Origin of the sequence: Pectobacterium sp. HCp5_1, from assembly GCF_032905925.1 — a bacterium.
Lineage (GTDB): Bacteria > Pseudomonadota > Gammaproteobacteria > Enterobacterales > Enterobacteriaceae > Pectobacterium > Pectobacterium brasiliense_A.
This window is the reverse complement of record NZ_JAUMIO010000004.1, coordinates 178,310-197,382: the sequence shown is the minus strand read 5'-3', so window position 1 is coordinate 197,382 and position 19,073 is coordinate 178,310. Positions and strand designations below refer to the sequence as shown.

At 50.3% G+C, this 19,073-nt stretch carries 18 protein-coding genes, 1 tRNA gene and 1 pseudogene; 16 read left to right on the top strand and 4 right to left on the bottom strand.

The window, feature by feature from the left end; genetic code table 11:
• Window positions 1-64: 64 nt before the first annotated feature.
• Window positions 65-2,239 (bottom strand): catalase/peroxidase HPI, encoded by a 2,175-nt coding sequence (gene katG, locus Q3A88_RS05040; RefSeq protein WP_110163981.1) that lies wholly within the window; start codon window positions 2,237-2,239, stop codon window positions 65-67.
• A gap of 315 nt (window positions 2,240-2,554) precedes the next feature.
• A complete protein-coding gene (locus tag Q3A88_RS05035; protein ID WP_317177524.1) occupies window positions 2,555-3,820 on the bottom strand; it encodes a metallophosphoesterase in 1,266 nt (421 codons plus the stop codon).
• Between the two features lie 79 nt (window positions 3,821-3,899).
• Here Q3A88_RS05035 and Q3A88_RS05030 point away from each other — a divergent pair, with 79 nt between their 5' ends.
• Window positions 3,900-4,673 (top strand): DeoR/GlpR family DNA-binding transcription regulator, encoded by a 774-nt coding sequence (locus Q3A88_RS05030; protein ID WP_014915756.1) that lies wholly within the window; start codon window positions 3,900-3,902, stop codon window positions 4,671-4,673.
• Window positions 4,674-4,720: 47 nt separating this feature from the next.
• Here the strand turns inward: Q3A88_RS05030 and Q3A88_RS05025 are convergent, their stop codons facing one another.
• Both Q3A88_RS05025 and Q3A88_RS05020 read right to left on the bottom strand, forming a co-directional pair.
• A complete protein-coding gene (locus Q3A88_RS05025) occupies window positions 4,721-5,512 on the bottom strand; it encodes an HAD-IIB family hydrolase (RefSeq protein WP_233991217.1) in 792 nt (263 codons plus the stop codon).
• 397 nt (window positions 5,513-5,909) lie between these two features.
• Window positions 5,910-6,224: a DMT family transporter gene (locus Q3A88_RS05020; protein ID WP_039279590.1), complete on the bottom strand. Its 315-nt coding sequence runs from the start codon at window positions 6,222-6,224 to the stop codon at window positions 5,910-5,912.
• Window positions 6,225-6,569: 345 nt separating this feature from the next.
• Between Q3A88_RS05020 and Q3A88_RS05015 the strand changes: the two genes are divergently transcribed.
• From Q3A88_RS05015 to Q3A88_RS04945, 15 genes and pseudogenes are all read left to right on the top strand, one after another.
• Window positions 6,570-6,646, top strand: a tRNA-Val gene (locus tag Q3A88_RS05015).
• A 227-nt stretch (window positions 6,647-6,873) separates the two neighbouring features.
• Entirely contained in the window at window positions 6,874-8,718 is a 1,845-nt protein-coding gene (locus Q3A88_RS05010; RefSeq protein WP_317177523.1) for a tyrosine-type recombinase/integrase, read from the top strand.
• A 360-nt stretch (window positions 8,719-9,078) separates the two neighbouring features.
• Window positions 9,079-10,017 carry a LysR family transcriptional regulator gene (locus Q3A88_RS05005; RefSeq protein ID WP_040031616.1) on the top strand — a complete coding sequence of 313 codons (939 nt, stop codon included), beginning with the start codon at window positions 9,079-9,081 and terminating at the stop codon, window positions 10,015-10,017.
• Between the two features lie 442 nt (window positions 10,018-10,459).
• Window positions 10,460-10,672 (top strand): AlpA family transcriptional regulator, encoded by a 213-nt coding sequence (locus Q3A88_RS05000; protein ID WP_040031617.1) that lies wholly within the window; start codon window positions 10,460-10,462, stop codon window positions 10,670-10,672.
• 30 nt (window positions 10,673-10,702) lie between these two features.
• Window positions 10,703-10,885, top strand: a complete 183-nt coding sequence (locus Q3A88_RS04995) for a hypothetical protein (RefSeq protein ID WP_125460677.1) — start codon at window positions 10,703-10,705, stop codon at window positions 10,883-10,885.
• Window positions 10,869-11,129, top strand: coding sequence for a type II toxin-antitoxin system HicA family toxin (locus Q3A88_RS04990; RefSeq protein WP_040031804.1), 261 nt, complete (start codon window positions 10,869-10,871; stop codon window positions 11,127-11,129). Before Q3A88_RS04995 ends, Q3A88_RS04990 begins: the two co-directional genes overlap by 17 nt.
• Window positions 11,122-12,846 (top strand): ParB family protein, encoded by a 1,725-nt coding sequence (locus Q3A88_RS04985; RefSeq protein ID WP_040031618.1) that lies wholly within the window; start codon window positions 11,122-11,124, stop codon window positions 12,844-12,846. Before Q3A88_RS04990 ends, Q3A88_RS04985 begins: the two co-directional genes overlap by 8 nt.
• An 11-nt stretch (window positions 12,847-12,857) precedes the next feature.
• Window positions 12,858-13,418: a DUF2857 domain-containing protein gene (locus Q3A88_RS04980; protein WP_040031619.1), complete on the top strand. Its 561-nt coding sequence runs from the start codon at window positions 12,858-12,860 to the stop codon at window positions 13,416-13,418.
• Window positions 13,418-14,632 carry an STY4528 family pathogenicity island replication protein gene (locus Q3A88_RS04975; RefSeq protein WP_317177522.1) on the top strand — a complete coding sequence of 405 codons (1,215 nt, stop codon included), beginning with the start codon at window positions 13,418-13,420 and terminating at the stop codon, window positions 14,630-14,632. Before Q3A88_RS04980 ends, Q3A88_RS04975 begins: the two co-directional genes overlap by 1 nt.
• A gap of 282 nt (window positions 14,633-14,914) precedes the next feature.
• Window positions 14,915-15,733 carry a PFL_4669 family integrating conjugative element protein gene (locus Q3A88_RS04970; protein ID WP_317177521.1) on the top strand — a complete coding sequence of 273 codons (819 nt, stop codon included), beginning with the start codon at window positions 14,915-14,917 and terminating at the stop codon, window positions 15,731-15,733.
• Window positions 15,730-16,290, top strand: coding sequence for a DUF3158 family protein (locus Q3A88_RS04965; protein ID WP_205566910.1), 561 nt, complete (start codon window positions 15,730-15,732; stop codon window positions 16,288-16,290). Before Q3A88_RS04970 ends, Q3A88_RS04965 begins: the two co-directional genes overlap by 4 nt.
• 61 nt (window positions 16,291-16,351) lie before the next feature.
• Window positions 16,352-16,462 (top strand): annotated as a pseudogene (locus tag Q3A88_RS04960) (single-stranded DNA-binding protein); the annotation flags it as partial.
• A gap of 603 nt (window positions 16,463-17,065) precedes the next feature.
• The gene (locus tag Q3A88_RS04955) at window positions 17,066-17,491 is read left to right on the top strand and encodes an ester cyclase (RefSeq protein ID WP_040031622.1); all 426 of its coding nucleotides are present in this window, start codon (window positions 17,066-17,068) and stop codon (window positions 17,489-17,491) included.
• A gap of 129 nt (window positions 17,492-17,620) precedes the next feature.
• Complete coding sequence (locus Q3A88_RS04950) at window positions 17,621-17,974, top strand: winged helix-turn-helix transcriptional regulator (protein ID WP_014699281.1); 354 nt, start codon at window positions 17,621-17,623, stop codon at window positions 17,972-17,974.
• A 343-nt stretch (window positions 17,975-18,317) separates the two neighbouring features.
• Window positions 18,318-18,956, top strand: a complete 639-nt coding sequence (locus Q3A88_RS04945) for an NAD(P)-dependent oxidoreductase (protein ID WP_014699280.1) — start codon at window positions 18,318-18,320, stop codon at window positions 18,954-18,956.
• Window positions 18,957-19,073: the final 117 nt, after the last annotated feature.

Below are 19,073 nucleotides of genomic sequence, written 5' to 3'. Positions count from 1 at the left end.
AGATCGCGCAGCAAAAATGATGCTCCCCGCGCCGTGAAAACACCGGCGCGGGGAGCGTGACGTCTTACTCTGCCAGATCGAAGCGATCCGCATTCATCACTTTCACCCAGGCAGCAACAAAGTCATTCACAAACTTCTCTTTGCTGTCGTCCTGTGCGTAAACCTCGGCGTAGGCGCGCAGAATGGAATTGGAGCCAAAGACCAGATCCAGGCGCGTCGCTGTCCATTTGACTTCGCCCGTTTTACGGTCGCGGATTTCATACAGGTCTTTACGGTATGGCTTCCACGTGTATTTCATATCGGTCAGGTTGACGAAGAAATCATTCGTCAGCACGCCTTCACGATTCGTCAATACGCCGTGTTTGGTGCCACCGTAGTTGGTCCCCAGTACACGCAGGCCGCCAACCAACACCGTCATCTCTTTCGCCGTCAGCCCCATCAACTGGGTACGATCGAGCATCAGCTCTTCCACGCTCACGGCATAGTCTTTCTTCAACCAGTTACGGTAGCCATCGTGGATAGGTTCAAGGACGTCAAAAGACTCGGCGTCGGTCAGGGCATCGGTGGTGTCGCCACGTCCCGGAGCAAACGGCACAGTCACCTGCACGCCAGCCGCTTTCGCCGCTTTCTCAATCCCCACATTACCCGCCAGCACGATGGTATCAGCCACGCTGGCCCCCGTTGCAGCGGCAATGCTTTCCAGCACGACTAACACACGCGCCAGACGCTCAGGTTCGTTCCCTACCCAGTCTTTCTGCGGGGCGAGACGAATACGCGCGCCGTTGGCACCGCCGCGCATATCGGAACCACGGAATGTACGGGCGCTGTCCCAGGCGGTTGCGACCAGTTCACTGATGGAAAGGCTACTTTCTGCAATGCGTGCTTTGACAACATCGACATCATAGTCAGTACGGCCAGCCGGAACCGGATCCTGCCACAGTAAGTCTTCCTGCGGCACATCTGGACCCACGTAGCGCGCTTTCGGCCCCATATCGCGGTGCGTCAGTTTGAACCATGCTCGGGCAAACACTTCGGAGAAGTACGCCTGATCCTGATAGAAACGCTCGGAAATCTTGCGATATTCCGGGTCAACTTTCAGCGCCATGTCGGCATCGGTCATCATTGGGTTGTAGCGAATAGACGGGTCTTCAACGTCAACCGGTTTGTCTTCTTCTTTAATGCTGACAGGCTCCCACTGCGATGCACCCGCCGGGCTCTTTCTCAGTTCCCATTCGTGATTCAACAGCATGTGGAAGAAGCCGTTATCCCATTTCGTCGGATGCGTTGTCCAGGCGCCTTCCAGCCCGCTGGTGACGGTATAGCGCCCCTTGCCCGATCCCGTCGGGTTATGCCAACCGAGACCTTGTTCCTCAACATCCGCACTTTCTGGTGCCGCACCCAGCAGGCTGGCATCGCCATTACCGTGGGTTTTACCCACCGTGTGTCCACCCGCCGTCAGGGCAACGGTTTCTTCATCATTCATCGCCATACGGGAGAACGTCACGCGCATATCCTGTGCGGTACGCAGCGGATCGGGATTGCCGTCGACACCTTCTGGGTTAACGTAAATCAGCCCCATTTGTACGGCCGCCAGCGGGTTTTCCAGCGAGGTACGATCGTCGCTGCCATAGCGACCGGTGCTCTTCGCCAGCCACTCTTTTTCCGAGCCCCAGTAGGTGTCTTTTTCCGGATGCCAGATGTCTTCACGGCCAAAGGCGAAGCCAAATGTTTTCAGCCCCATGGATTCATACGCGATATTACCCGCCAGAATAATCAGGTCAGCCCAGCTGAGTTTATTACCGTATTTTCTTTTGATGGGCCACAGTAAGCGGCGCGCTTTATCGAGACTAACGTTATCCGGCCAAGAGTTAAGCGGTGCAAAGCGCTGGTTACCGGTTCCGCCGCCGCCGCGACCATCGGTCGTACGGTAGGAGCCCGCCGAGTGCCAGGCCATACGAATCATCAGGCCGCCGTAGTGACCCCAGTCCGCTGGCCACCACTCCTGGCTATCGGTCATCAGTGCATGCAAATCTTTTTTGAGGGCATCGACATCGAGGGTTTTGAGGGCGTCGCGGTAGCTGAAATCGCTGCCTAACGGGTTGGTCTTGGTATCATGCTGATGAAGAATGTCGAGATTGAGGGCATTTGGCCACCAGTCGGTGTTTGATGAGCCAGTAGAAGTGTTTCCGCCGTGCATAACCGGACATTTGCCGGCTGGTTTCGTTTTATTCTCGTCCATCGTTATCTCCCAGTATGTTGCATTGCCTTAATCGCTGCGCAAGAAGGTGGGTCGTTCTCCGATAGCCTTGCCTTATGGCAACAGAGCGCTTCACCGATTCCTTCTTCTTGATGCAAGACAGTGCCAGAGTCTCCCTATAATTTATAATTGTATATGCTAACTTCTGCGATAGCTTAACCTGATGAAAAGCGGTTCAATCGCACATTTTTCCTATCTGCATCAATAATCTCGCCGATAGCACAGCTTGCGATAATGAGTCCGCTTGTCATCGCGGCCTCTTTCAAGAAGCCGCGGATTCTTTTGCTACCTTAAAAACTACAGCGACGGCGAACGGAGTATGAACTGAGTAATCTCAGCACGTTTCCCTAAGCGGATCGGAAAGCCGTTCCACAGACCCGCGCCATTGCTCACGTACAGATGCATGCCATCCACATCATAGCTGCCGGAGACATAGCCTTCATTCGCCATCTGCGTCACCCAATGCATGCCTAGCACCTGACCGCCATGCGTATGGCCGGAGAGCTGTAAATCCGCTCCAGCACGCGCATTCTCTTGCGCTCCCGTTGGCCGATGGCTGAGCAAAATGACAGCGGTTTCCGGCGCTATTCCGTTGAGCGCAGCACCCGTATCTGGCGGCAGCTGTTGAAAATCAGCCGCGGTGCGATCGGTGATCCCTGCCAGCACAAACGCGGCATTATCGCGACCAATCGATACATGTTCATTGAGCAACATGCGCAAACCCAACGCATTCAGCCGCTGCACCCATTGCGTATATTCCACGTAATATTCATGGTTGCCCACAATAGCAAACACGCCGTGTGGCGCGGTCAGGTTACGCAGCGGTTCCATGTCATCATGACGGGCATTCACAGTGCCGTCGGCCAGATCGCCCGTAATTACCGTCAGATCGGGTTTAAGCGCGTTGGTTTTTGCCACTACGGCTTCCATCCAGGGGCGCTGTAACAGGCGACTGGCATGTAAATCCGTGAGCTGCACCAGCCGGAAGCCATCCAGCGCAGGCGGCAGTTGTTTCAACTCGACTTCGACCGTACGTACTTCAGGAACGCGCACCGCTTCCCAAACGCCTATCGCCGCCAGCCCCATCGCCACCACGGCAATGCCACCAGGCAGCGTCATATTGTTCAGCAACATATTCCCAACCGAACGGGATAACAGACGCCCCACGACGCCGAACAGATCGATAGCCAACAGCAAGAATGCGGATATCAGCAGCGCGCCAAACGCCCATCCCAGAAGCATCAGGACAAATGCGGGCACTTCCGGCGACGCCATCGTGCCAAAAAAGGTGCGCGTAATCAGATGATGCTGCGAAGCCAGCAGCACTAACACCGCCAACATGCGCTTTACAGGCATACCGACACGCAAGCGCCAGACCAGACGCCAGATAACATAGAGGGCGATAAGCCCGGTAATGACATGAAACACGGCTATTTTTCTCTCTTTATCGGTGATGTCGGTATAGTAACGCGTAAATTTTACACCATGACTCACGCATTGCAGATCAACGCGGTAGAGGTGTTGTGTTGCCAGAAGGTGCAGATTAACATGGCGCAATTCCATGCTGTACACATCATTGACCAGAATGAAGCCTGCTCGCTGGCAGCAGGTTGTGCATCATTTTGATTAACCAAGGACATATATGTTCGATTACACCGATTTTCCCGAGCAGCGGCAATCCAAAATCAGGCAGATCCTCAGCGAGGAAGGCAAAGTCGTCTGCGCCCAGCTCTCACGTGAATTGAACGTATCCGAGCACACCATACGGCGTGACCTGAAAGAACTGGCGCAATCCGGTGCCTGCAAGCGCGTCTACGGCGGTGCGGTTAGTATGCCGCCAGAGGCCATCGATTTTGCCAGCCGAGCGAGTATTGATGCTGTTCAGAAAGACCGCATCGCTCAGGCCGTTATCCCGCTGATAAAGCCTAATGGCTGCGTCTTCTTTGACACTGGTACCACCAATCTGGCCGTGGCGAAGCAGCTCCCGCAGGGCCTGAAGTTTACTGCCGTGTGCAATTCGCCCATTATCGCAACAGAGCTGATGCAACATCAGGATGTAGAAGTGATTTTTCTTGGCGGAAGGATCCAGAGAGAGGTCGGCGGCGCGATTGGTATCGATACGCTCAGGCAGCTAGAGAAGATGTATTTCGATCAGTGCCTGTTAGGAGGCTGTGCCTTTGACGCCAATGAAGGTCTGACCGTTTTTGAATATGACGATGCAGAGTTCAAAAAGTGCCTGGTCACCCGCAGCAGCGAAGTGATCGTCGCACTGACCGCCAATAAGATCTCCGCTTTGGCTCGTTATAGCGTGGCTGCATGTGATGAAATCACCACGCTGGTGACCGATGATGAAATCTCACCTGCCTGCCAGAGCGCATTAAGCGAAAAAAATCTGGAGCTGATTGTTGCCCGATAATGCGACGGTAGCCCCAGCGGCTGCCGGTTTGCCTCATGCCGTTCACTTTATGAAAGCAGCAGCTTTATCGTTTTCAGTACCCCATCGTCATCATTGCTCTGGGCAATAAAATTCGCCGCCGCTTTGGTTTCCTCAAACGCATTGCGCATCGCAAAGCTGTAAGCCCCGCGGCTCATTAGCTCAATATCATTGAGCCCGTCGCCGAACACCATCGTTTCCTCTGGCGTAATCGCCAATTTCTCCTGAAGGATGTCTACGGTGTGCCCTTTGTGTACGCCGACATCAGCAATGTCGATCCAAGACGCTTCAGAGACCACGATATAGGCATGATCGTGAAACGCATCAAGGTACTTCGCCGTCTCGTGGCAGTGTCCTTCTGGGTCATAAACCGTGATTTTCACAAAATCATCGGTCACGGCAGCAAAGCTGGAGATCAGCGTCACATTGGTGTACGACTTTTTCACCTTTTCCAGTAAGGCAGAATCGATCGTTTCCTTCACCATCGCACCGTGTGGGGTACAACCGATGACTACGTGCCGATCGTCTACGCTTTCCAGCACGCCAATCAGGCTCAAGGCAAGACGGTTTTTTATAAGTGACTGGTAAACGTACTCTCCCTGATACTTGATGCGTGTCGCGCTGTCTCCCAGAATCCAGATGTCTTTCGCATCATCGCCAAAAAGCGCTTCGACCCGCTCACACTGCTTGCCTGTGCAGACAGCAAACCGCACGCCCTTCTCTTTCATTAGCGCATAAACGTCGGCAAACAAGGCTCTGTTGTAATCGCCATCGCTGTGAAGAAACGTGCCGTCCAGATCGGTAATTACCAACTTGATCATTCCACTCCCCTTTCAGATTGTACGTACACAGATAGCCGCGAGTCAGGCCGTAACCAACCTGAACCAAGAGATATCGCTTTTGTGCGGTGTGTTAGATGACTGACGTGATGATTAATCGCCAATGCTCGATTTAGCTCGATAAAGCAATAAACACACTAAAAAGAGCCTATGGCGCGCAATAAAAATCACTTTACGCCAAACTCATTGAGATATTACGCAGAAATTAGCATAGCATTTATTGACAATACGCAACAAGAAGCGAAATCAATCAATAGTGAGCAGTAAGGAAGTGAGAGGAAGTGGCAGAGTCAGGTGACAATGGCTCTGCCACACGCCAGATTTTCCCATAAAGATGAACCTGACGTTCAGACGCAATGTGTTACTTAGAAAGTAGATGCTATGAGGACAGCTTCATCAGAACCAAACCACTGACGATCAACAGCGCAGCGATAATCCTCATCGCATTTGCGGGTTCATTGAGGAAGACCAATCCCACCACAAACGCCCCTACCGCGCCAATTCCCGTCCAGATGGTGTAGGCCGTGCCCAGAGGAAGAGATTTCATCGCCATGGATAACAGCGCAAAGCTGATAATCATGGCGACAATTGTGACAACCGATGCGCCTACTTTCGTGAAGCCATCAGACAGTTTCATGCTGTAAGACCAGACAATTTCAAACAAACCGGCAAGCGCTAATAGAAACCAGGCCATACCCTGCTCTCCTTAAACATCGAATAGGGGTCGTCCCGTGAATCCTTTTCGCGTCAGGGGTCGTCCCCTGTCAGGATGCTATGCCGCGATACGATAGCGTTGTGCTATCAGGGAGTAAAGCCAGTATGTCCTCAACCGTCCCGGGTCTCGCGAGTTTTGCTTCAATGCAGTAAATAGTTAACCTCAGGACGCAAATCCGGCTAAACATTCGACACTTGGAAGAACATGATAAACAAAGCACTTGCCACCAGCCTCGGAGCCGTCCATAATAGCGCCCATTCCAAACGCTGGAATGAAGAAAAGCATTCTAATCAAAACGTTACTGATTAAGATGTTATCTACTGTACGACCGTAGCTCAGTTGGTTAGAGCACCACCTTGACATGGTGGGGGTCGGTGGTTCGAGTCCACTCGGTCGTACCAATTCATGTTCTATAGACGTATATTGATGTCTATAACACGCTGAAAAGAAGAAAAAATTCACCTTCTTCTGTTCCAGTAAAATCTATCGACATCCACTCAAATCCAATGGCTTTAAGTACATATTTAAGTCCATTTGAATGCGGATGACTTCGGTTCCAGATTGTTACTGTTAAGCAATACCACCGAGAACCAAAATCCAGCTCTGACCCTAATCAGGAGCGATGATAATGGTACTTTCTGCTATAGCTGTTCGCCAAGCAAAAGCAATTGGCAAAGCCTATACACTCCCAGATGATAATGGCCTTTCGCTTTCGGTCTCGCCAAGCGGTGGGAAATCTTGGCATTTCCGCTATTACTGGCTAGGTAAACAAAAGCGCCTATCTCTTGGCACCTATCCCAAAGTGTCACTACAAGAAGCTAGAAACCTGCGGGATGAAACGAGAGCTTTGTTAGACGCAGGAATAAACCCTCAGGCCGCTCGTCAACAAAAACGCTATGCTATCCAACTAGCCGTCGAAAATGATTTTGAATCCGTGTTCAAAAAATGGGCTGAATATAGATCCTTAGAACTAAAAGAAGATAAAAAGGGCACCCTTTCCCAAATTCAGCGTACATTTAATAATGATATCTTGCCCCAAATTGGCAAAATGCCAATTTATGATATCCGCCGTATAGATCTATTAAAAATCTTATCTAAGATTGAACAACGCAGAGCATTTACAACAGCAGAAAAAGCACGCAGTTGGCTTGGTCAATTATTTCGTTACGCCGTGGTGAAAATAGATGGTCTTGACGTTAACCCTGCCACCGATCTGAAGGAAGTCGCTCTACCAAAGCCACCAGAGATTCACAATCCATTCTTAAATATGTCAGAATTACCGTCATTTTTATGTAAATTGCGTAAATACTCAGGCCATGAAAATACACAACTTGGTATTCGTTTATTATTTCTCACCGGAGTTCGCACTGGCGAATTACGTCTCGCCATGCCAGAACAGTTCGACCTAGAGCGTGGGCTTTGGCTTATTCCTCCCGAAGAGGTTAAGCAACTACAAAAGAACATGCGAAAAAATAGAAAACGACCACAGGATATCCCGCCTTATATTGTACCGTTATCTGCACAGGCAATTGAAATAGTCAGATATTTGATAGATAAAATTAAGCCTGCTCAACGTTATCTACTGCCACATTACTATAATTTACAAGAACGTATCAGTGAAAACACTCTCAATAATGCTCTGAAGCGTATGGGATATAAAGATAAGCTAACAGGTCATGGTATACGTGGCACAATTTCAACAGCACTAAACGAAATTGGTTACCCCAAAGTTTGGGTAGATGCCCAACTTTCTCACGCCGATCCAAATAAAGTTAGCTCCGCATATAACCATGCTAGTTATGTAGAACCACGTAGACGCATGATGCAAGATTGGGCTGACAGGCTCGATTTATTAGAGCAAGGATTTGTTGAATTAGCAATGAAGCATTTGACTATCTATATCGCTGGCATTCCCACCATGCTGGATACAGATAGGAATTTACCAATATCACCACTGGTAACAACACTTCCAGCAATCACCTCTAATCCTGTAGTTACAACTGATGAAGAAGATAACAATAACCAAATATTTCAAAGACTTTCACCTATTCCATTAAAATATAATGGGGATGATTCATCCGAAATAGTCATCACAGAAATACAAAAAAAACGCATAGACATGCTTAATATATATGAAAAACCGCACAATCTATCAGTATCCCAGTTTGCCAAACTTGCTGGTAAATCTCGAGACCAAATTAATCGGGAGATAAAAGCAAATAAGTTATTAACAATAAATATTGGCAATCGTGGGCAACGAATTCCTGATTGGCAACTCGATCCCATAAAGCAAAAACTGATTCAGTCAGTACTTAAATTATCAGATAGAGCAGACTCATGGACAATTTATCAAGCTTTATCTAATAAAAATAAAAAACTAGATAACCAGTCTCCTGTTGACGTAGTCAATACTAATAATCTAGACGAGATCCTTACGATCATTAATAAAATCACAAGCACCCCTTTCTATTGAATGAATACCTCATAGAATTCATTGAGCTAAACACTTAATTAAAACCCGCAATACCATACGGGTTTTAATTAATCTTAAGGTATTAACCAGAGTGATTTCTCATAAATCTATAGTGCACGGCACTCGCACTATTGAAATTAACACCAGCAGTTCCAGAAAAAAGATCAACATCACACCCGCTATAATTGATTGTATCTTTACTTCTTCCTTCGCGTAGTATTCATCTGAAGTCTCATTAAGTTGCATAAGTGAAATCATCACAAAACAGGGAATGGATTATTAACATCAGATAGCCAAAACAAGTTAGTCCTTCTGTTGTTTCAGAAGCCCAAAGTTACTTGTAAAAAGGAGCAATAAAACATGAGGATCCGTCACTTGCATTATTTTTTGGTTGTTGCAGAAGAACAGAGCTTCGCAAGAGCCGCAGCCAGAGTTCATATAGAACCATCACCACTATCCCGTGCGATTAAAGAACTGGAGCAACAGCTTGGCGTTCAGTTGCTGCACCGTAACAAAGGCCGTATTCGGCTGACCTGGCCTGGGGAGGTATTCCGCGAGGAAGCTCAGCGCATTGTTAACTTTATCGAAAACGCCAAAACACGTGTACATTCTGCAGCAAAAGGTTACAGAGGCAGGCTCCGTATAGGCTTATGCGACAGCCTAGCTCAGCCCCGGTTGACACAATTATTTGCCCGATGCCGGGAAGAAGAACCACGTACAGAGATACGTATCACTGAAATGTCTGTCAACGAAATGCTTCAGGCTCTGGCTCATGACCAAATAGATGCCGGGTTCACTATCGACGATATCAGTCTCTCTGGATACACCAAACAATTGGTCTGGCGTGAACGTCCCGCAGTCGCTATTCCACGTAATCATCCTCTACTTTCTCTAGAGTTTATTTCTGTCGCCGAAGCGTTTCGCTATCCTCTAGTTCTCTGCCATCCAGAACGATGCACAGGGGGATATAACATCATTCGGCGCTGGTTCAATGATGCGTCCTTACCACAACCTAATATTGCTGAGTATATTTCTGGCCATGAGCCGATGCTCATGCTGGTGGCTGCCGGATACGGTATCGGCATAGGTCTTGAGTCACAACTCGCATTGTATAACCATCCGAATGTAATTATACGGGCAACGTCTTACGATATCCCAGACTCATCAACCAATATCATCACGACGGAAAAATATTATTCACCAGAGCTAGAACGCTTTATCAACCGTGCGCTTGAAATTGGCGAATTGCAGTCTGCTCACATGTCCACAGTCCCCACAGAACTACATTCGGATGGGTAAGTTGCATCAGCTAATGCCTTACTTTATTTGTCTGCCGTATGACAGACACAGTTAGTGTCTGTTACCTCCATTACCCCCTCAATTTTCTAATGCATTCCATTCAAACCCAACCAATCAAGCGAATAATAAGCAATCATATAATTCACATTAAACCTGACATTTTCAGTCTGGTGAACGACACAATAGAGCCAATTGAACTGGGTTCTATTTCATACGTAAAAACACCGACAACAGAAACACTGTACCGCCATTTATTCTTCATAAACATTGCCGGACGACAAACCGGATAAGCGCTGGCGAATATATCCAGTAATCCCTGTTTTTCAGTCAGCTAAAAAACCGTAACCAGCACATCCCTATTGTTTGATGAAACGGAATGATGAGGTCTTTTTAATAGTCATCACACCTCATGAACGCTACCAAGCACCAAGGAGTGACAGTAATGAAAGCTGAAGACACGACACAACTACCAGAGCGCCGTATTTTGCGTCGCCCCGAAGTTGAGGCTAAAACCGGATTCAAACGCGCCCATATCTATAACCTAATGAAAGAAGGTCGCTTTCCCAAGCCAATAAGTCTTGGTGTACGGGCCGTTGGCTGGGATTCAGTCGAGATTGATCAGTGGATCACTGACCGCCTAAAAGAACGCATCTGACTGCTCCAGTCATACGATAAGGAGCAACCAATGCAAACAATCTTTGTTAGTTCAACAAAAGATGGTGTCGGTAACCCCACGGCAACCAATACCGGTTTATCGGTCGTACTACCTGAAATCATCCGAATGATGGTCAGTAGATTATGGCATACAGAATTCCATCATATTACCGGAAAAAGCCATGGAGGGTTCAATCATGTCCCATCTCCATGAATTAGCACGGGGCCACAAGCAACTACTACCGCTGATCGAATACGCGCTGCAAGAAGGCTGGGAGGTTGTACGTACCTCTGGTGGACATCTGAAGTTCACCAAACCGGGTATGCCACCCATTTTCACCAGTTCTACGGCCAGCGACTACCGCGCCGGACGCAATGCACGCGCCTTGCTCCGACGCACGCAGAACCAGTTTGCCACTGACCAATCCTCTCCTGACAAGGGAGGCCTCCATGTCTGATATTTCCGTACAAGACCTGACCAACAAGCTACTGAGCGAAGGCTTCGCGAGCAAAGCACCTATTACCGGAGTGTTAAGCGCACCTATTGCGGAAACCGCGATGGTTATCACACTCGACGAATTGTCACCCTATGAACTCGATCCACGACTGACCCGCAACCCGCTCTACGACGATATCAAAGCCTCAATACGCGAGCGCGGACTCGACTCCCCGCCTTCCATCACTCAGCGACCAGGGGCAAAGGGCTATATCATTCGCAACGGGGGCAATACCAGACTGTCGATTCTGCGCGAGCTCTGGGCTGAGACCAGGGACGAACGCTTTTTCCGCATTCCATGCTTGTTCCGCCCATGGCCGGAACGCGGTGAAATCATCGCATTGACAGGGCATCTGGCTGAGAACGAGCTGCACGGTGGCCTGTCATTTATTGAACGTGCTCTGGGCGTCAATAAAGCACGGGAGCTTTATGAAGAAGAGACCGGGAAATCACTGTCACAGTCAGAGCTGGCCCGCCGCCTCAAGGCCGATGGCTACCCAGTACCCCAGCCCCATATCAGTCGCATGCAAGAGGCCATTCAATACTTGCTTCCGGCCATCCCTACCGTGCTTTATGCCGGGCTGGGAAGGCATCAGGTCGAGCAGTTGACCAGCCTGCGGCGTGCTGCTGAACGGGCCTGGTCCGCTCGCAGCACCAACACGCACCACCACATCGACTTCACCACCTTGTTCCAGGATGTGTTGGTGATGTTCGACAGCACACCGGGCAATTTCAGTGTCCAGCGCGTACAGGATGAGTTGATTGGACAAATGGCCGATCTGCTGGAGATGGAATACGACACGCTGGCATTCGAGATCACCGACACCGATCGGCGTTGGCAGTTACTCAGCAACGAAGCACCATCGGCTGAACCTGGGGCATCTACGCTGCAAGAGAAGACGCCATTACCCGTAACGCCGCCCGGAGTTACATCGGAATCCACGTCGCCCAGGAACATCGAACCATCAACGACCAACAAGGCGTCTGCACAACCGGGATCGCCCCCGTCTGAACCTGTTGGCCGCACCTCACAAGACAAATCTGCGGCAGGAAATGATGAGCATGCCGCGCTACTGCAACAGCATGTTGTTTCTCCTGCTGGCACAACCGAACGGCTGCAGTCGATTCAACGGCTGGTCGCCGGCCATACTGGCGAGACCCTGCCGGACTTCGAACGCAATGTCTTGCAATCCATCCCTATCCAGGCCGATAGCCTGTATCCGATCACCGATATCTGGCGCATTGAGGCATCGCTGGATGAACCTTCTCGACTACGCACCCATATTGCGCAGTTTGCCGCAGAAATCGCCCATGAAGTTGGTGCGCAAGATGCTATTGAGCCCTACGAAAATGGCATCGGATTCAGTTGCAAATGCGCCGATGACCGTGTCAACACAGATACGTCAGCATCCATGGTGCTGGCGCTGCTGCACGCCCTGAGCGCCCCCTATCTGCACACCACACATCCGCTTTCAGATACCGCGTCTTCGATCCGGTTTGGGCTACTCGGGCATTTATTACAGGGGATACTGGACGCAAGCAATGACGCAAACGATGCACCACAGCGGCTCAATGACAGCGCACTGGTGAAGCTGTTCCGATTGCTACGGCTGACCCGCAGGCTGATCGACATTGAGAACGGCACACAGGATGACGGCGACGTCATTCCCGGATCATGAGGAGCACAACCATGACCGGTCCACACCCTCTCAATCAGGCTGTCATCGCACAAGCACTGCATGATCTGCGCAATGGTCAATTGCGCAGAGCCAAGTCCATGGGATTTGATGACACTGACCTCGATGCACTGAAACATCCTGCCATGGCAAGTGTGCTGGCCAACGCCAACGTGTCCTGGTGCTCCGTCGTGGTCAACCACGATGTGCTGCGTCGGCTACTGCATCAGGTCGATGGTGTAACCGAAGAAGTCGCCAGAATTGACCGGCTTCTGCGCCTGGGGGCCAGTACCGAACTTATCAGCAAGTTCTTCGGGCTCACCCATCAGGAAATCGCGTTGCGCCGCAGTGTGATCGGATTGCCAAAAAGGAAAGGCCGCCATCCGGTTCTGACCGAAGAGCAGGATACCAATCTGTGGCACCGCTGGTCTGCTGCAGTTAAATCACAGAAAGTGGCACTCAATGACGATATGGATATGCTGGGTATCGCAGCAGATCTCGCCGAAGCTACAAATCTGCCTTTGTCCGTTATCTGGAGTGCCATACGCGGATGGATTGATGAAGGACAGACCTGATGGCAGGAGGCCAGCCACGCACGAACGGCTCCATCCGGCTGAATGAGCTGTTCGACCAGGCTTTCTCCCATCTGCAACCGCAATCTGCGAAGCCGGTTCAATCCGCCTCATCGCCTGCGGCAACGGATGGTTTCCTCTTCAGCGGCAATCACCACGACAGTGTGCCACGGGCACTACTGATGGACGGACGGCTGACCCCGCTTGAACGCAACGGCTGGCAAGTTTTCCGGCTGATGCTTGCAGAGGATGGTATTACCGCGATGCCCACGTACGATCAACTCGCCCCTTGGCTTGCCTCCATGCCGTGCGCGGCCAGAGCGTCTCACGAAACGGTCGCACGTACCCTGACGATGCTGCGCCTGACCCGATGGATCAGCCTGGTCAGGCGCAGACGTGATCCACGCACAGGCCGCATTCTGGGCAACCTCTATGTCCTGCACGATGAACCACTCACTCCCTATGAGGCCATCCAGCTTGACGCCGACTACCTGTCGTTGGTCAGCCAGTCTCTGGTACATGCCAGCAAGTCTGTCCAGCGTGTCAGTGTGTATACGCTACAGGAGATGTCCCAGGATTCGATGCTCAGCGGCCAGGTACTGCCAACCCGATTGCAGGTGCTGACACAGCGTCTGGCCGCACAGGGCTGGCGCATGGATTCACGTTACCCACAGGATATGAACGATCACGATTCCGAAGAAGGGGTAACACCCCCTCTTCGGAATAATGGCGACCTGACTTCGGATTCCAAATCAGGCCTGAGCGCCAGCAAAATCAACCCACTTCGGAATCCGAAGAACATCAGTACAGTACATATAAAAGAAAATAATAAAAAAGTACTTACAGTACCGCGTGCGCAAGAACTTGGGATGCTGCATTTCCCGGAGCGCTTTATGGCACTCAAGGCTGAGCAGCAATCCGGTGCGCTGGCCGCATTGCAGTCGGTTGAGCCCAGTTTGCACCAATCCGTCCTTGACGAATGGGATGCCCGCTGCACGACAACCACCATTCGCAACCCCGCAGGCTATCTGTTTGGCATCATCCAGAAAGCCCTGCGCGGTGATTTCCGAGCCTGGGCTGGGCAGAAGGACAACACACAAACAACGCCCGCCACCAAACCTCGTGAAGCCCCCTCCCCACCGCAACCGCCTGCGGCGAACAGAGATGTCGCACTGGCGCATCTGGCACGGCTGCGCAAATTGCTGGATGCCCCCTGAGTCGGCCTATCCATCACCATCCATGGTTGTCTATACCCTGGGTATAGCTGCACACACAGCCTTCCAGATGAGACGAACACGACTCACACAAAAATAGCCATATATCGTCCACTGACGTCCACCGTCGCCTATACCCCGGGTATAGCTGCACACACAACCTTCCCTCGCAGGCAGTCAGGCGCTTCGCAAAACAGGCTGACCAGCAGTGCGGTTTCATGACTGACGGCCTTCCTGTTACAGCCGAAGCTGGCGACTCGTTTCACTACAGAGAGTCACATCACCATGGCCAACGAAAACAATGCCACCGAATCCTTGCAATTGAACCTGGGGTCATTGCGCAGTGCGATGTCACTGACCCTGCATACCCACCACGCGTCGCGTATCTGGCACGGACGCGCAGCCGCAGAAGGAAAACCCGGCATCGTCGGCCTGAACGGATTTGTCTCCATCATGAACAAGCTCAAGCGCGGTGCCGAGCAGGACGATCCCTACTCCGACTGGTGGATGCTGCGCATTGAAGACAAACTGACCCTCACCAAAAAACAGCTCCAGAACTTGCGCCAACAAGTGGATCAAGCACTGGCTGACGTACCACCCGCGCTGAGTATTGGTGAAAACATGAATGTGCAACCCGTCAAGCTGCCGCTATTCGTCTCCTCGCAACTGGGCTTTATGGCGGTCTATTTACTGGCCGACTACGACGATCTTGCCCGCCGCCTGATCCTGGCCCACCACACCGCACTGATTGACCGCTCAACCCTTGAACGCTGGCTCAACGATGGAGCCCATGCCCTGCGCAGTCTCTTCAGTCTGGCGCAGCAATACCGCTACTCCGGCACCCAGCGTGACGACTTTGCCGCCAACAATGCCGCAGCCCGTGCCGCAGTGGAAAAGTTCGGAGAACTGCCGCAGGACGTACTCGAAGGCACGCGCCGTTCACGCTTCGCACCACCTTTGATCCGGTGTGGACAAACGCATATGGCGTACTCAGGCAGCACGAATCAAACATCCTCACACGAGGACGAGTCTGCGGATGCCCCTGCCAGCGCCAGCGAAAAGCCAACCGAAGGTGCACAAAATAGCGAGGATGACCACGCATGAGCGCATCGACACGTTTCACCATGCTGGAACAGACCGCCTTCCAGCAGTTGGAACATGCAGGCTACCTAAAAGGCCTTTTAAAACCTTTTAAAGGTAAAGGGGCACTCGAAGTCTGGGCCAGCCAATGCGAGGCACTGCGCGACGACCTGATCGTGCTGGCGCAGCGGCAGATTCTGGCGCAGGCACGCAGCCATCCCTTCAACCTGCTACCGACGCAACTGGCCCAGCAAACCACTGGCGCAGGCACCACTTTTCTGCGCTGGCGCAACCTCGACCGCAGCAGCATGGGCGTAGCCCTGTGGCAAGAGGTGATGGTCAACCCGGCCACGCCACTCGGACTCATCAGTGATTTACATGCAATGGAAGTCCAGCGAGCCGTGCTGAACATGCAGATTAGCCTGTTGCACACACTCACACGCCAGGCCAGAGACTGCGCCAGCAAACTGGTTCATGCCGACGAAGTTTATCTGCGCCGGACAGGCCATCAGGCAGATCTGAGCCAGCCACATCCAGGTGAAGACCGCATGAAATATCCGGCATCGGTACAACGCCGTTGACGGTTTCCGCCTGCATTGTCTTTCCAGTGCGGGCCTTTCACATCAAGCAGGAGTCATCAATATGAGTACACATTTCAGCGGCGAGGGAAATATCGGCTCTGCGCCAGAATTCCACGAATATCACAACGGTAACGAAGAACCACGTCGGGTGTTACGCCTATCCGCCCAATATCATATCTGGGCATTCATGATTGTAGGACAACATCCATTCTACCGCTACACGCTGGACCTTAGAGTCTCGTACATAGCCAGCCTTCAACTGCCCCGAATGTTCCCTACCAATTAAATTCCATCATATGGTTATTTCTCCCGTTTTCCTGTCTATGTGCAGGCACACATCAACCCATGCCGAGCTAGAAGTCAGCACACAATCACATAATGATAGGGAGTGAAAATGTACGCCAAGAGCGTCATCTGACGATGCACCTAGTTTGCTGAGGTAAAGAAATATCGCCCCACCTCTGATTTGAACATTTATGGCTTTCGCAGCATTTAAAAAAAAATGAAAAAACCCTAATAGTGCATTTGACGTAACTGATGCATTTAATGAACTATTGAATCGCCAGTTATCATTCATGGCTTGAAGTTTAAGGATGTGAACTTTAAAAAAATGGCGTACTGGGCCTTGTTGTCAGCGCATAGCGTATGTCCGTTAGGCGTCAGGCCAGTAGTAATAGGCTGTATGCCGAGAATGTCCCTGAATAACTTTATGTTTTTAGATACAAAGACCTGTTAATGGGTGTTATTTCTTCCTTTATTTGCTGAGGTAAACACAATGAGTATCAATCCTTACGGCACGGATCTTTTCACCGCTTTCTACAATTCAAATGATGCCGAAATTGCTTCACAACTGGTTGAACAACGGCTTTCCGGTTCATTTAAAGACCATTCACCCGTGTTTGGCGCCGACCCCAGTAAAGCCGGGTTTGAAGCAAGCGTGCGGTTCATCAACACTGCTTTTAAGCAGGTCTACCACGTTGATCGAATGATCGAGCAGGGGGACACCGTGGTCGCAATCTGGCATGCAGAAGTGGAGCATGTCGGACAATTCCTTCATGTGGCGGCGACGGGCAGACATTTTTCCCTGAACGGCATTACAGCCTATTCACTTTCGGACGGTAAAATAACCGGGCACTGGGAGCAATTCGATCAACTCGCTATGCTACAGGCTCTCGACATCATTCCGACTTTTGGAAAGTAAGAAAGTGATGTGATTAATGCCCAGGGGAGATTTAGCCCGCCAGACCCAGGCAGGCTACCTCAAAACAGAACAGCCATGTATTATGTGATGCACAACGTGTGTCGGCTTAACCAACTAAACTGGATATATATGGGCGGCTATGACCTGCCATCATGTGGCGTCGCGAGATTTCTTTTATTGCTAGATGGCCCCTGGGCAACATTGATTGTGAGGGAATTGCTGCGCGGCCCTCAACGCTTTAGTGAGCTTCGAAAATCGCTCCCTGGCATCAGCGCACATACACTGACGCATCGGTTACGACGCTTTGAAAAAAGCGGACTGGTCATGCGTACGGCGTTTGCGGAAACCCCGCCGAGGGTTATTTATGAACTGACAGCGTTAGGGGGATCTTTAGAGCCAATATTACTGACGATGAATACATGGGGACAAAAGTTACCGGATGAAATGCTTTTGTCAGCGCTCACTGATAACAACGAACCATGAAGAATAAATTTTATATTCTTCATGGCGAGCGAAGATGAAATTAATCAGTCTTTATTAAAAAGAGGCTGATAAAATAGCTGCAATTGTACTTTATGATTTATGTACTTTCCAGATGACTGAAACAGTCAGTACTGATATTAATTTTATATGAACACAGGTTTATAGACATAAGCTGTGTCTCAGAGATTTATCTGAAGCCAGTATGCCTTGTTGTTATCGTTCTGAATGCTATGTGCAACGGAAGCAACTGTATTGGTGAGTCACGATGAGTCTTATCAGATAGGATTTGTCATCTGTAAATAATTTACTATTCCGCGACCCAGTTAACTATAGAGAGCATGAAATGAAAATTGCCTTAATAGCACCAACAGGAAAAATTGGATTTGAAATTGCCAGGGAAGCTATCCGTAAAGGTTATACCGTCATCGGAATTGTCAGAACTGAACGCGCTGTTCCCAAAGGGCTCGAAGGAATTCAGCTCAAGGTCATCGATATTTCAGATACCGCTGAGTTTGCAAATGCTATCCGTGGTGTGGACGTTCTTGCTAGTGCATATGGGGTACATGGCGAATACATTGGTACTTTAGTTGAGGCCGCTCAGTCTATAATCAGTGCTGCCCACGCTGCAGAGGTTAAGCGTGTTATTGTTGTTGGTGGCGCGGCAAGCCTGGAAGTGGCTCCCGGTGAAAAGCTGCTTGATGCACCGTACTTTCCCTCCGATTATTATCCTTATGGTTTAGCCCATGATAAAGCATATAAAATTTATCAGGCTTCAACTGATTTAAAATGGACGTTCTTTTCTCCCCCGGCGGAAATTGGCCCCGGAGAAAAAATCGGTAATTATCAAACAGGAGGAAAAGAGCTTTTAAAAGGCGCTGATGGAAATAGTCATATATCTTATGCTGATTATGCGGAGGCGTTTGTAAATGAGATAGCTCAGGGGAATTATATCAACAGCATTACGACAGTAGCTTATAAATAACTTGACTCGGGAGCAGAGACGGTATTTTTCTCTGCCCCACTTTGTTTATAACACGATGCTGATTGTGATGAATAATGTTAACCGTCTTTATCTCCGCTGGAGCAGCGATGTGCATTA